9 protein-coding genes are annotated in these 14790 nt (G+C 33.8%); 8 read left to right on the forward strand and 1 reads right to left on the reverse strand.

Annotated elements, in window-relative coordinates:
* Positions 1-195 precede the first annotated feature (195 nt).
* Positions 196-792 carry an outer membrane lipoprotein chaperone LolA gene (lolA, locus tag A9G45_RS13460; RefSeq protein ID WP_065567603.1) on the reverse strand — a complete coding sequence of 199 codons (597 nt, stop codon included), beginning with the start codon at positions 790-792 and terminating at the stop codon, positions 196-198.
* Between the two features lie 189 nt (positions 793-981).
* Between lolA and A9G45_RS13465 the strand changes: the two genes are divergently transcribed.
* The 8 genes from A9G45_RS13465 to A9G45_RS13500 all read left to right on the forward strand — a co-directional run.
* Positions 982-2316 (forward strand): replication-associated recombination protein A, encoded by a 1335-nt coding sequence (locus tag A9G45_RS13465; protein ID WP_141673706.1) that lies wholly within the window; start codon positions 982-984, stop codon positions 2314-2316.
* A gap of 265 nt (positions 2317-2581) precedes the next feature.
* Positions 2582-3970: a hypothetical protein gene (locus A9G45_RS13470; protein ID WP_065567541.1), complete on the forward strand. Its 1389-nt coding sequence runs from the start codon at positions 2582-2584 to the stop codon at positions 3968-3970.
* A 375-nt stretch (positions 3971-4345) separates the two neighbouring features.
* Complete coding sequence (locus A9G45_RS13475; RefSeq protein ID WP_065567542.1) at positions 4346-5701, forward strand: hypothetical protein; 1356 nt, start codon at positions 4346-4348, stop codon at positions 5699-5701.
* Positions 5702-6702: 1001 nt separating this feature from the next.
* The gene (gene nrdA / locus A9G45_RS13480) at positions 6703-8988 is read left to right on the forward strand and encodes a class 1a ribonucleoside-diphosphate reductase subunit alpha (protein WP_065567543.1); all 2286 of its coding nucleotides are present in this window, start codon (positions 6703-6705) and stop codon (positions 8986-8988) included.
* 121 nt (positions 8989-9109) lie between these two features.
* The gene (gene nrdB, locus A9G45_RS13485; RefSeq protein WP_065567545.1) at positions 9110-10240 is read left to right on the forward strand and encodes a class Ia ribonucleoside-diphosphate reductase subunit beta; all 1131 of its coding nucleotides are present in this window, start codon (positions 9110-9112) and stop codon (positions 10238-10240) included.
* A gap of 667 nt (positions 10241-10907) precedes the next feature.
* Positions 10908-11807 carry a hypothetical protein gene (locus A9G45_RS13490; RefSeq protein WP_065567544.1) on the forward strand — a complete coding sequence of 300 codons (900 nt, stop codon included), beginning with the start codon at positions 10908-10910 and terminating at the stop codon, positions 11805-11807.
* Between the two features lie 40 nt (positions 11808-11847).
* Complete coding sequence (locus A9G45_RS13495) at positions 11848-13692, forward strand: hypothetical protein (RefSeq protein WP_065572426.1); 1845 nt, start codon at positions 11848-11850, stop codon at positions 13690-13692.
* 75 nt (positions 13693-13767) lie between these two features.
* Positions 13768-14790: hypothetical protein (locus A9G45_RS13500; RefSeq protein WP_141673705.1), on the forward strand; the 1023-nt coding region annotated here is incomplete at its 3' end.

Below are 14790 nucleotides of genomic sequence, written 5' to 3' on the forward strand. Positions count from 1 at the left end.
ACAACTTTATTTTTAAAAAAATAATAGGTTAAAAAAAAGGAGTAAAAATTTTATAGAAAGAAATAAAACATTATATTTGACTAAATTTTGATATAAGCCGATAGGAAAAATTTTTATGATCTTATTAGCGTTATTTTATATACAAAATAACGCTAATATATTACGCATTGACACATTCCGTGATGTCATAATAGGCTAACGTTGATCATCAATAGTAACCCCTGTTGGTGGGGTAAATTTAAATTTATTTAAATCAACTTTACCTAACACTTGGTGAGACAAGTCATAAAAACTACGCTGACCATCTTCTTCAATTATCGTAAAATTTGAGATCATGCCAGTTGGTAAAACTGAAATGACAAAGTCTTGATTAGAACCATCTGTGGGTTTAAGTGTAAATGAATTCTGCTTACGTGTTACATTATAAGCATTCCAAATCGGATTATGGCTATCAGAAATAAGTAACATTAAACGATTATCAACGGCTTTTTTCAAACTCATGACACTCACTTGTTCAACTGCTGGCGTATAAACCCAAAGATTTTCACCATCTGAGATAATTGATGTTACATCAGGGTCATTCATTGTCCAATTAAAATAATAAGGCCTTGTTACCCATAAATCGCCTTTTCCTTGTTGAACAAGTTGATTATCGGCAGTTTTTACATCCTGTGAAAACTGTGCATAAAAGCCATCAATTTTATCTAGGCGTTGTTGTAATACTTCTTTATCGTTTGCCCATGCTGACGACATACTAACCAATAACCCAATTAATAATAAAAATTTTTTCATGATAAATCCTTATGTTTGAGTCCTAGAAAATAACTGTATTCTAAAAAAACTGTTAAAAAACTAAATTTAAGTGAGAATATTAGCTTTTTTCGATTTATGCGGAAAGCTATTTTCTTTTTCACTTATTGATTAACAAGTATATAATACGTTTAATATCGCGAAGAATGGATACAGTGTATCATGCCTAGTATGTCTTTTGAATTTACAACTGATGAATTTAAGCCTTTAGCAGCAAGAATGCGCCCACGGATCTTATCACAATACATTGGGCAAACACATTTATTAGGAAAAGAAAAACCACTTTCAAAAGCCATTGAAGCGGGTAATTTACATTCAATGATTTTATGGGGACCACCTGGTACAGGTAAAACCACACTTGCTGAAATTATTGCTCATCATGCGAACGCAAAAGTTGAACGTTTATCTGCTGTAACTTCTGGCATCAAAGATATTCGCCAAGCCATTGAGCGGGCTAAAATCAACCAACAGTCAGGCATTCGCACTATCTTATTTGTTGACGAAGTCCATCGCTTTAATAAAAGCCAACAAGATGCATTTTTACCTTATGTCGAAGATGGAACTGTGACATTTATTGGTGCTACAACTGAAAACCCTTCATTTGAATTAAATTCAGCACTTTTATCTCGTGCACGAATTTATCTACTTAAATCGCTATCAAATCAAAATATTATTGATATTTTGCAGCAAGCAATAAATGATGATGATCGTGGATATGGTAAACAAAATATTGTTTTACCAGAAGAAACCCAAAAACAAATTGCTGAATTTGTGAATGGTGATGCACGGCGAGCACTAAATACGCTTGAATTGTTGGTTGATATGTCTGATGGGAAAGCGCTTACTTCCGAATTACTAAAAGAAATAATGGGAGAAAGAAGTGCTAGGTTTGATAATCAAGGTGATCGTTTTTACGATTTAATTTCAGCTGTACATAAATCTATTCGAGGATCGGCCCCTGATGCGGCACTTTATTGGTATGCAAGAATCATTTCAGCAGGAGGAGATCCCCTTTATGTCGCACGCCGATTACTTGCTATTGCATCAGAGGATGTCGGTAATGCCGACCCAAGAGCAATGCAAGTAGCACTCGCTGCATGGGACTGTTTTACACGTGTTGGCCCAGCCGAAGGGGAACGCGCAATTGCACAAGCCATCGTCTATCTGGCTTGTGCTCCTAAAAGCAATGCTGTTTATCTTGCTTTTAATCAAGCAATGAATGATGCCCAATCTAAAGCAGACTATGATGTTCCTGAGCATTTACGCAATGCACCAACTAATTTAATGAAAAATTTAGGTTATGGTGCGCAATATCGTTATGCTCATAATGAGCCGAATGCCTTTGCTGCGGGAGAAAACTATTTTCCCCCTGAAATGGCTGATACAAAATATTACCATCCAACAATGCGTGGTGCGGAAAAAAATTATGCTAATAAACTAGCATGGATAGAAGAACAAAATCGCACAAGCACCTTACAACGCTACAAATCTAAACAAAATAGCTAATCTGGTGTTCTATTTTTATTGCCTCACACTTATAGCCCTAATTACTTAAATATTTAATTAGCTCTTCTATCCTATAAACAAATATAAAAATCTTTCGAAAGATCTTAACTAATTATAAAATAGGAAATAACAATTATTTTGCTTGTTATTAATTTGTATATACTATAGAAATAAATAATATTAATAATAAAGTTTTCATAAAAATTTAAGGTAAATAGGTAAAAGACAATTTTAAATATAGGCCAAATAATAAGTAGAAAACAATATGAGCAAAATAATCAATAAAAAAAACTTTAATAAAATTGTATTTGGGCTGAGCCCTTTCTTTTTTAGCGCAGAGATTTATGCTCAACTAACAGCCAAAACGAGTAAAGTTATTGAGGGAGATTTACCATCATTATCACCACAAATAGAAAAAAATATAGAAGATTTGGAGCTATTTGGGTTAGCAGTTGATGGTGAAAATTATTATGGAAACAAAGTAACACGGCTTCCAATATCATCAGCTTATCCATTAAAAAATCAAATTAAAGTAGCACCAATAAGACAACCTGATACGCAGGAATATCTTGATGTTGATGGTGACGAATTAGGATATCTTGCAACGCAATCCGCTCCGCAAATGATATGGTATTATACGGATACAGAAAAACAACTAGTAGAATTTACACCTACAAAGTCTGATACGCTCTGCTCATTAGCAAAAGAAGGAAAATTTGGTCCATATAAAATAAAAGTATCAGGGGATTTAATATTAACGTCAAAATATGGAACTCCATTTACTAACCAGTATCCCAATAGTAAAGTGGCTAAACACCCCTCTAAAACCTATACGATAAGCTCTGATGCTGGGTTCTGTTACGCAAAACCAGAGCTAAAACCTGAAGGTGCAAAAGCGAGTGTTGCTAATCAATGGGATGAAAGTAATGGTTTTTTAATTCAATCTAATATTGATTCTGCTAAAAATTTTCCCACAACGGCTTTTTATGGTGCACAATTTGATCTGGTATTAGCGCAAAAAGGCCTTATCAAGAACTATAGATGGAAGATTGTAAAAGGAAAAGAACTTGTTACCATTACACCAAATAATAAAGAAGATAAATTAACGATTTCATTTAATACTAATGATGCTAAAAATCCTCAAAAAGCTTGGCAACATGTTATTGGTTCTGGTGTAGGATATGCTGTTATAATTGAAGGAAAGAATATTGCTACAAATAACATTATTGAATACAAGTTTACCTTAACTAAATGGTTTGCTGGTTGGAGCAAAAAACAGGTCGGCACAAATGCTGCGTTAAGCGGTACGGCAGCCGAAATTGTAGAAGGATGTGAATCCTTAGGTGGGCATTATCGTATTAGTCATGCAAACGAATTAAGTAATGCTCCAGCAATAAGTGAAAACAAAAACAAAACCAAATTTACTCGTGAAATAGGCACCTTAATTGGCGAGTGGGGAACACCTTCACAAGAAGCTTACCCTAATTCATGGGCAGCAAAAAATGCTCAGGGTGCTGCTTATAAACGTATTTGGTTATACGATACTAAAGTGAATAAATACTGTGATTTACATACTTATGGGGATGCTATCTATCATTGCATTGATGAAGCAGGGAAGAAAAATGGAGTATGCACTGCTGTAAACAAACCATGATATAGCATTTATCAAATGCCAATTTGTTAAATATACTTATCTATATACTAGCTGTTTTTTAAAAGCTTTTTTAAAGTTTCTAAAAAACAGCTTAGCCCCTTCTTTTCTTCAACCTAATAGACCAGATTTTATATAGTTACGATATCTTTATAAAAACATTTGTCATCAGAAAATAAAAGATCTTAGCGATAAATAAAATATTTATAAATAGGTATCAACTATTTATAAGGCCTAAATTGATCGTATTAAACGATTTGTTTATATAAAATAAAGCGCCTATGCTAAACATTCCCTATCTGAACTTTAAACCAAAAATCTTAATTAAAATTAAAGCCACAATGATTGTTTTAAATAGAGATAATGGAAAAAATAATAATGAATATAGCTAAAAAGCATCTTAAAACAATTGTGTGTACAATATACCTATTGCAATTTACAACAGTAAGTTATGCTATTTTATCTGCTCAAACAGCCCAGACCATTGAAGGAAGCAAACCGAGATTAACTGACAAAATTGAGGCGCATATTGATGATTTTGACCTTTTTGGCTTAACTATTGATAGCAAGAATTATTATGGCAATGAAATAAGCCGTGCTACATTACCCATTAGCTATCCATTTAAAAACCGCATAAAGCTAGCCCCACTAAAACAACCAAATAACGAGCAATATATAGATATTGATGGTGATGAACTAGATTATCTTGGCATAAAAGAAAAAGTAAAAATGATCTGGTATTACACAAATTCATCAAATCAATTAACTGAATTTACGCCAACAGACGAAGAGACATTTTGTTCATTAACGCAGAAAGGACAATTAGCGCCTTATAAAGTAAAAATATCCGCTGATTTAACATTATTTTCAAAGTATGGTGAACCTAAGGCTAATGAATATCCAAATGGCAATATACTCACTCACCCGTCAAAAATTTATACCATATTAGAAGACACAGGTATATGTTATGCAAAACCTGAGCTTGCCCCCACACAAGCAGCAGTTAGTGCAAGAAATGAATGGAATAAAAACTATGGCTTCTTAATTCAATCTAATATCGATGCAAGCAAAAACTTCCCGACAACCGCTTTTTATGGTGCAAAATTTGATCTCTTATTAGCAAAAAATGGGCTTGCTCAACATTACATTTGGAAGATCGTAAAAGGAGATAAACTTGTGACTATTTCTAGCAATGCTGATACTGTGACGGTCATATTTAACACTGTAGAAGTGATGAACACTAAAGTGGTCTGGGATCTTATTATGAACTCTGATAACGGATATACCGTTATCATTCAAGGAAAAAATAAAGTTACTGGTAAGACCATTGAGTACCCATTTACTATTACCAAATGGTTCAGTGGCTGGGATAAAAACCTAATTGGCCAACCAAGAGCCAATAGAGGAAGTGCAGAACAAATAGTTTCAGGATGCAAAGAATTAAACGGCAATTATCGCATAAGCTATGCAAATGAGGTAAGCAATGCTCCAAAAGGTAGAAATGCAAGATTTACCCGAGAAATAGGCACATTATTAGGTGAATGGGGCGATCCAAACCAAAATGCTTATCCTAATTCTTGGGCAGCAGCGCCAAACCAAGGTAACATTTATAGGCGCATCTGGCTGTATGATACGAATGAAAAAGAATATTGTGATCTACATACTTACAATGCTATATATCACTGCCGAGGAGAAAGTGAATACAAAAATGGTATCTGCACCGCTATTAAATAAATACCTGAATTCAATCATCTAAAAGGTTTAATTTATAACATTCAAGTATTCAGAAAATATTGAACATTCTCTATCAAAGCAGAAAAACAATTAGTTGAGTTTACACCAATATCGACCGATACATTCTGCTTACTATCACAAAAAGGTATGTACAGTCTGTATAAATATCAAGTTATCTGCCGATTTAGTTTTGTTTTCAAAATACGGACTTCCAAATAATAATAAATATCCCAACGAATCTATCATTACACAACCATGCAAAGAGGTATACCATCTTGAAAGACACCGCCTTTTGTTAAGCTAGCCTAGAATTAGCACCACTTGACGCAGTAAATAGTGAGGAAAACTAATGGGATAATAAATAAGTTTTTTTAATTCAATCGAACAAATACTCAACAAAAACTTCCAAGCCACAACTTTTTACAGTACTAAATTTGACTTACTTCTGGCTTAAAATGGGCTTGCTAAAAGCTATATTGTATCAATAAAACGAGGTAACGATCTGGTTACAAGCGCTAATAACAACGATGTAGTAACAGTGTTATTCAATACCAAAAATGCACTTGACCCCAAAAAGCTTGGCAATATATTGTTGGCTCTAACAATGACTATTGTGATTGACATACCTATAATGTTAAGTACTATTGTAGAGGAGAATCTGAAAACAAAAATGGATTATGTATAGATTATGTATAGCTATATAGTAACACCTTAATCGTTTTTCCTAGATTCAAGAACTACCTATTCATAGGAAATTCTTATCGTTGAGATATTTTCACTTTTTCCACTTATATCTATCTTTACTCTTTTTTTAACAAAAAGCTGAATTTACATTTTAAAACTAACACGCTTGATTTTAGTTAAAAAAATTCACGTTGTTGATTAATAAATACACTATATATAGTAATAAACTTATTAATAGGCACTATATATTGTATATTTTGATAATTATCAATTATTATACCTTACGATAAATTTTACAATTTAAGTGGATAGAAAGAATGAATAAATCAATACTAGTAACCAAACGAGATGGAAATAAAGAACCAATCAATCTCGACAAAATTCATCGAGTCATTGCGTGGGCAGCCGAAGGGCTAGAAAATGTTTCCGTTTCTCAAGTTGAATTACGTTCTCATATCCAATTTTATGATGGAATTAGAACATCAGACATCCATGAAACAATTATACGTGCAGCCGCTGACCTGATTTCACAACAATCCCCTGATTACCAGTATTTAGCAGCACGCTTAGCGATTTTTCATTTACGTAAAAAAGCTTATAACCAATTTACACCGCCTGCACTTTACGAACACGTGAAAAAAATGGTTGGCAGTGAGCATTACGACAAGCATCTACTTGAAGATTATACGCAAGCGGAGTTTGAACAAATGGATAAGTTTGTTGACCACTGGCGTGATATGTCGTTTTCCTATGCAGCGGTTAAACAGCTTGAAGGTAAATATTTGGTTCAAAATCGCGTTACTGGAGAGATTTATGAAAGCGCGCAATTTTTATATATTTTAGTTGCGGCTTGTTTATTTGCCAATTATCCGAAAGAAACACGCCTTAACTATATTAAACGCTTTTATGATGCGGTATCTACCTTTAAAATTTCATTGCCAACACCAATTATGGCAGGGGTTCGTACACCTACTCGCCAATTTAGCTCTTGTGTATTAATTGAGTGTGATGATAGCTTAGATTCTATCAATGCAACGGCAAGTGCGATTGTTAAATATGTATCACAACGAGCTGGAATTGGCATAAATGCGGGGCGAATTCGTGCTTTAGGCAGTTCAATTCGTGGTGGTGAAGCTTTCCACACTGGTTGCATTCCATTTTATAAATATTTTCAAACTGCTGTTAAATCATGCTCACAAGGCGGGGTACGTGGTGGTGCAGCAACCATTTTTTACCCAATTTGGCATTTAGAAGTCGAAAGTTTACTGGTTTTACGTAATAATCGTGGTGTTGAAGAAAACCGTGTACGCCATTTAGATTATGGCGTACAAATCAACAAACTAATGTATCAACGCTTAATTAAAAATGAAAACATTACACTATTTAGCCCATCAGACGTACCAGGGCTTTATGATGCTTTCTTTGCCGATCAAGATAAATTTGAAACGCTTTATCACCAATATGAACAAGATGTAAATATTCGTAAACGCGTGGTTAAATCCGTTGAACTCTTTGCATTACTAATGCAAGAACGCGCATCAACAGGGCGAATTTATATTCAAAACGTTGATCATTGCAATACGCACAGCCCATTTAATGCTCAAGTAGCGCCAGTTCATCAGTCTAATTTATGTATGGAAATTGCGCTACCAACTAAACCGCTTAATAATGTCAATGATGAAAAAGGTGAAATTGCGCTTTGCACATTATCTGCCTTTAACCTTGGCAAAATTGAATCATTAGATGACTTTGAAGAACTTGCTGACTTAACAGTACGCGCACTTGATTCACTACTAGATTACCAAAATTATCCAGTTCCTGCTGCGCGAAACTCTTCAATCAACCGTCGGACATTAGGAATTGGTGTAATTAATTATGCTTATTATTTAGCAAAACATGGGGTTAAATATTCCGATGGCAGCGCCAACAATTTAACTCATCGTACTTTTGAAGCCATGCAGTATTATTTGTTAAAAGCATCAAATAACCTTGCTAAAGAAAAGGGGGCGTGCCCACTATTTAACGAAACAACTTATGCTCAAGGTATTTTACCAATCGATACTTACAAAAAAGATTTAGATACTATCACTAAAGAACCATTGCACTATGATTGGGAATCACTACGAGAATCGATTAAAACTTATGGACTGCGTAATTCCACGTTATCAGCACTCATGCCATCTGAAACCTCGTCGCAAATTTCCAATGCAACAAATGGTATTGAACCACCACGTGGTTTTATAAGTGTGAAAGCCTCTAAAGATGGTATTTTAAAACAAGTGGTACCTGACTATAAAAATCTAAAAAACTTTTACGAACTACTTTGGCAACTCCCTAATAATACTGGATATTTACAATTAGTGGGGATCATGCAGAAATTTATAGATCAATCTATTTCGGCGAACACTAATTATGATCCAACCAAATTCCCGAATGATAAAGTTCCGATGAAACAACTATTAGCTGATTTACTCACGGCTTACAAATATGGTGTCAAAACCCTTTATTATCATAATACACGTGATGGCGCTGAAGATATTCAAGGCGATATTGAATTTAAAGCAAGTGATGATGGTTGTGAAGGCGGAGCGTGCAAAATCTAATTGCCTCATTCAGCACTAAAATAAAAGTATAGGATAACTGAGCGGTTATCCTATACTATTCCTATTTTTCTTTTTGTTTAAAGAAAAATTACCCAATTTCGTTAGGAGTTCGATTATGAGTATGAATTACAGCACCTTCTCACACGTCCACAATGATCAACTAAAAGAGCCAATGTTTCTTGGACAACCGGTAAATGTTGCTCGTTATGATCAACAAAAATACGAAATGTTTGAAAAATTAATTGAAAAACAACTGTCCTTTTTTTGGCGCCCTGAAGAAGTTGATATCTCTCAAGACCGAATTGATTATGCTGCATTACCAGAGCATGAAAAGCATATTTTTATTAGTAACTTAAAATATCAAACGTTGCTTGATTCCATTCAAGGACGTAGCCCCAATGTTGCATTATTACCACTTATTTCAATTCCAGAGCTTGAAACATGGGTTGAAACGTGGTCATTTTCAGAAACGATACATTCTCGATCATACACACATATTATTCGTAATATTGTTAACGATCCTTCTGTTGTTTTTGATGATATTGTCACGAATAAAGAAATTCAAAAACGTGCTGGTGATATTGCAGGTTATTATGACGATCTTATCAGCTATGCCAGCTATTACAATCTACTTGGCGAAGGTAAACACAATGTTAATGATAAAACCATCACCATTAGCTTACGAGAACTCAAAAAGAAATTATATCTTTGTTTAATGAGTGTAAATGCGCTTGAAGCCATCCGCTTTTATGTCAGTTTTGCTTGCTCATTTGCTTTTGCTGAACGTGAGCTAATGGAAGGCAACGCAAAAATTATCAAACTTATAGCACGTGACGAAGCCCTACATCTAACCGGCACACAATTTATGATCAACACATTGCGCAGTGGTGAAGATGATCCTGACATGGCCGAAATTGCCAAAGAGTGCGAACAAGATTGTTATAACCTATTTTTACAAGCAGCTAACCAAGAAAAAGAATGGGCCGAATACCTGTTTGAGGGTGGTTCAATGATCGGTTTAAATAAAGATATCTTATGCCAATATGTCGAATATATCACTAATATTCGCATGCAAGCAGTGGGGCTAAAACTACCATTTGATACTAAATCAAACCCAATTCCATGGATCAATAACTGGCTCGTATCTGATAATGTCCAAGTAGCTCCACAAGAAGCGGAAATGAGTTCTTATTTAGTTGGACAAATTGATTCTGAAATTAATGAAGATGATTTAAGTGATTTCAAATTATAATTTTTATATTGAAACGTTCACTTACCCCGAAATACCTTAACAAAAAAGAGCATCTTATTGCTCTTTTTTGTTATTAAACAACTAACACATCCCAAATTATAATAAACTACAACTTGACAATAACACTAAATCGAGTAAGGATATTTATAAAGCCTGTTTCCTAAAAAGCCACATTTGGCAACAACTATGGAAACAAATATTGTGTGTTGATTTTAAGTAATTATTGTTTCAGTATTGTCATCAACAAAGCATTTGCAAAACAGAAATTTGTTGGAACAATATTGTTGCTGAAAGCTTTTTATACGCTCAAAACATTTGTTATTTATAAGTATTATTACTTTTAACATGAAAGTAAACCAATAACAATCAAATCAAAAATAGAGAGATTTTACGCGTATTTTTTCAACCAATGCTTAGATATCACAACAGTGTTAGCAATAAAATGACCAAAATAGGTAATAGTGCAGGAAGCTTTATCTGATATTTTAGTAAAAATAACCTTAAGCAAGGTATTTTAGCGAAAATAATAATCAACAGCCGATTTAATCGAGAATATCAAATAAAGACAACTAAACAATCAACTTGCACCAAATCAAACTAACCTATTTTGTCTATAAATAACATGAGGTCATATTGAAATATAAATAAGAATTCAAAGGATAGATTTATGAATTGGATAATAGCAAAATCCGTTACTAGTCCCTCGGAATCATCAAAAGTAATCACAAAAGTCAGAGCGGGATTGAGGCCATCGCAAAAAATTTTGATTCGAAGAATACCGGTTAATTTACTACTATTTAGAGTGGGGCATTTTTGGGTTGAATTTTTGCATGAAGACGAATCAGAAATAGATGAAGTAATGAAAAATTCACGTGAAAGGGGATTAAAAGAAAAAGATCTTGTTGATGACGATGAAAATCCATTACAAAGCTCAAGTAAAGCCAACGGATTTCGGGAAAGTTATGGTTGGTATCCTGCCGGTTTTCCTTTTCAACCTATGAATATTTTTAATGGTAAAAATATCATTTCTAGCGATGGTACTTTAAATGGTGACCACCCCAAAAGGCGAAAGAAAGATCATAACAAAGAATTAACTGAATTAACGCCAACAAAAGACCGAAATGCAGGGCGCAAAAAAAATAATAATGACCATTCTTGCCGAGCCTTTGATCCGCATCAAAATGGCCATTTCCATGTGGAGAAAATCAATTTTACAACATCACCTTATTTGTTGCCCAACGATACGCGAAATGAAGAGCAGATATTTGATGAAATTAGGCAATTTGCCGAAGAATTTGATGCAATACAACCGGATGGGACACATGAAGAATGGAGCTGGGCCGGTGACAGTTATAAGGAAACCAATTGCCATACTTTTTTGTTTTTATTATTAGCCACCTGTAATTTAGCTGATCCTGATTGTATTGGGTTAAAGCAAGATAGGCATTTTATCCGTTATAAGAAATCTTTAGAAAACCTTCCTGAAAACACAACAGAAAAAAATATAATAAGAAAAATGCTAATAAAAAAACTATCAAATATATCTAAAAAAGCAAAGTCAGAATAGGGCAACAGGTAAACCTAAATTTAAAGGAGTTAATAATGATATGAACCATGTAATAAAAATATGTTTATTTTCTTTTGTATTATGGATAGCAACTTTTCAATCTGTTTTAGCCGAGGTAAAAATGCAAGACCAACAAGCACAACTAGCCAAAAAATTAAAAACGCAGGGCATTATACCCAATAAGGCCTATTTTCAACGTGATTTTGATATTTTTATTGATAACAAATATAGCTTCCCTGAAGAAGATTTATCCACATCGGTAATTGGTTTAGAAAACCATCCTGATATGTATGAAATCGCAATTCAAAGTATTGCTCAAGTTAAATTAAATCAGAATTATCAATATAGTGATATATGGCAACGCAAACGCAATATTATTGAAATATTATATCCGACCGATGCTTTTCAATCGTTAGAAGATGGTGTTTATTTTTATACATTAGATGAGCATAAACAATTACAACAACATACTTCATTTGAAGACGTTTTTGAATTACCTTGCTATCTGCGGGTGGAAAAAAAGCATGGTATTGTGATCAGTATTCAAAAAAGACCTTTAACACTAATTAGCCATTATCGTTATGATTATTGGGACAATAACAATTTAAAACAACTTACAATAGTAAAATATGATACAGAGCATAATATTATTTATACCTCCGAAGTCCTTTTTGATGAAAATACGGGGCTAATGACCCAAGCAACAAGAAAAAACCCGATAACGGGGCGCTATTCAATTGAAAATTATATTAGAGAGGTTAATCTTTATAGCATTGCGGATTACTTTGATAAGCAAGGTATAAAAACTAATCATGTCATTCATCATAATCAGTCCTTAATACATGCCGAAAACCAAATACTTAATAAAGCCGGTCAAGTTATAAAAACGAAAAATAGGGAGCCTGAAGATATCTTTGATTTTGAAAAAGATTTACCTGAACCCTACCCTTACAATAAATTAATGATAAATGTAAAAAAAGCCCATATGTTATTTACGGATTCGTTGTTTGAACAGGGGCTGGATGATAATAGTCAATACGATAGTGAGGCAAAACAACGCGCCGAATATTTAGGTATTAAACCTAAGCAAGTTTATTACCACCAATTACCTTTTCCGGGTTTTATGGCAGAGCGATATAAAAACTTTCCACATCAAGCTCCATTAACTTTAATTCAAGCAGAGAACCAATCGCCCAATAATAAATACAGTGATTTAATCGAAATAGAAATGGGTGATAATTATCAATACAAAAAAATTAATAAAACAAAATGGTTACAAACTCCGCTCACATTCCCCTTAGCGCAATTTAAACCATTAGAAAATGGTGTTTATTTTTATGTATTGGGCGATAAAAACCAGTTAACGCCATTAGAGAGTGTTGAGCAAGCAGTAAGCTTACCGACTTATATCCGTGTTGAAAAAGAAATGGGTAAAATCATTTCGATAGTAAAAAAAACACGAATGCAGTGGCTAACAACCGAATTTGCATACAAAAAAAACACCCCTGTTCGCAGTACATTAACCGTGCTTGAAAGCCATTTAGTGCCTAAATTAGTTATAGACACAGAGTATGAAAAAGGCAGTTATTTTCCCTCATCTCAAATCATTAAAGATGCCCAAGGGAATACGATTAGGACATTCAAACTGTTAAAAAATAAGACAGTGTTTGCCATATTAGAGCGGTTTAATCAACAAGGTATTAAAACTAACCATATTGAAATATCCACAGACGGTAATGTAAAAAATCAATATCTGGATAATCAAGGCAATATATTATTGACCACTGACGAGGTTAAAGACCAAAACGCCCCTCAACTTTATGATGACTTACCATTCAACCCAGATGGTTTTGACATAATACTGCAAGAGGCAAATACACAATAATCAAAATATAATATGGAATTAAGAGTACGTTACATAAAAACGCTATAAGCCTAAATGGAAAAAGGTGAGGAAGAGATGAAAAATTTAGTCAGAATAGGGTTGATCTTCTTTTTACTGTGGATAACAACTTTCCAATCTGTTTTAGCCGAGGTAAAAATGCAAGGCCAACAAGCACAACTAGCCAAAAAATTAAAAACGCAGGGCATTATACCCAATAAGACCTATTTTCAACGTGATTTTGATATTTTTATTGACAACAAATATAGCTTTCCTGAAGAAGATTTATCCACATCGGTAATGGGTTTAGAAAACCACAAAAAAATGTATAGCACGGCAGTCCAAAATATTGCTCAAGTCAAATTAAATCAAAACTACCAATATAGTGATATATGGCAACGGGAGCGCAATATTATTGAAATATTATATCCGACCGATGCTTTTCAATCGCTAGAAGATGGTGTTTATTTTTATACATTAGATGAGCATAAACAATTACAACAACACACTTCATTTGAAGACGTTTTTGAATTACCTTGCTATCTGCGGGTGGAAAAAAAGCACGGTATTGTGATCAGTATTCAAAAAAGACCTTTATTTGCAATGACGCATTATCGTTATGATTATTGGGATAATAAGAACATAAAACAGCTTAATCTTGACATGTATGATAACAATCATAATATTATTTATACCTCCGAAGTCCTTTTTGATGAAAATACAGGGCTAATGACTCAAGCAACAAGAAAAAACCCGATAACGGGGCGCTATTCAATTGAGAATTATATTAGAGAGGTTAATCTTTATAGCATTGCGGATTACTTTGATAAGCAAGGTATAAAAACCAATCATGTCATTCATCATAATCAGTCCTTAATACATGCCGAAAACCAAATACTTAATAAAGCCGGTCAAGTTATAAAAACGAAAAATAGAGAGCCTGAAGATATCTTTGATTTTGAAAAAGGTTTACCCGAACCCTACCCTTACAATAAATTAATGATAAATGTAAAAAAAGCCCATATGTTATTTACGGATTCGTTGTTTGAACAGGGGCTGGATGATAATAGTCAATACGATAGTGAGGCAAAACAACGCGCC

This window comes from Gilliamella sp. HK2, assembly GCF_001690265.1.
GTDB lineage: Bacteria > Pseudomonadota > Gammaproteobacteria > Enterobacterales > Orbaceae > Gilliamella > Gilliamella apicola_C.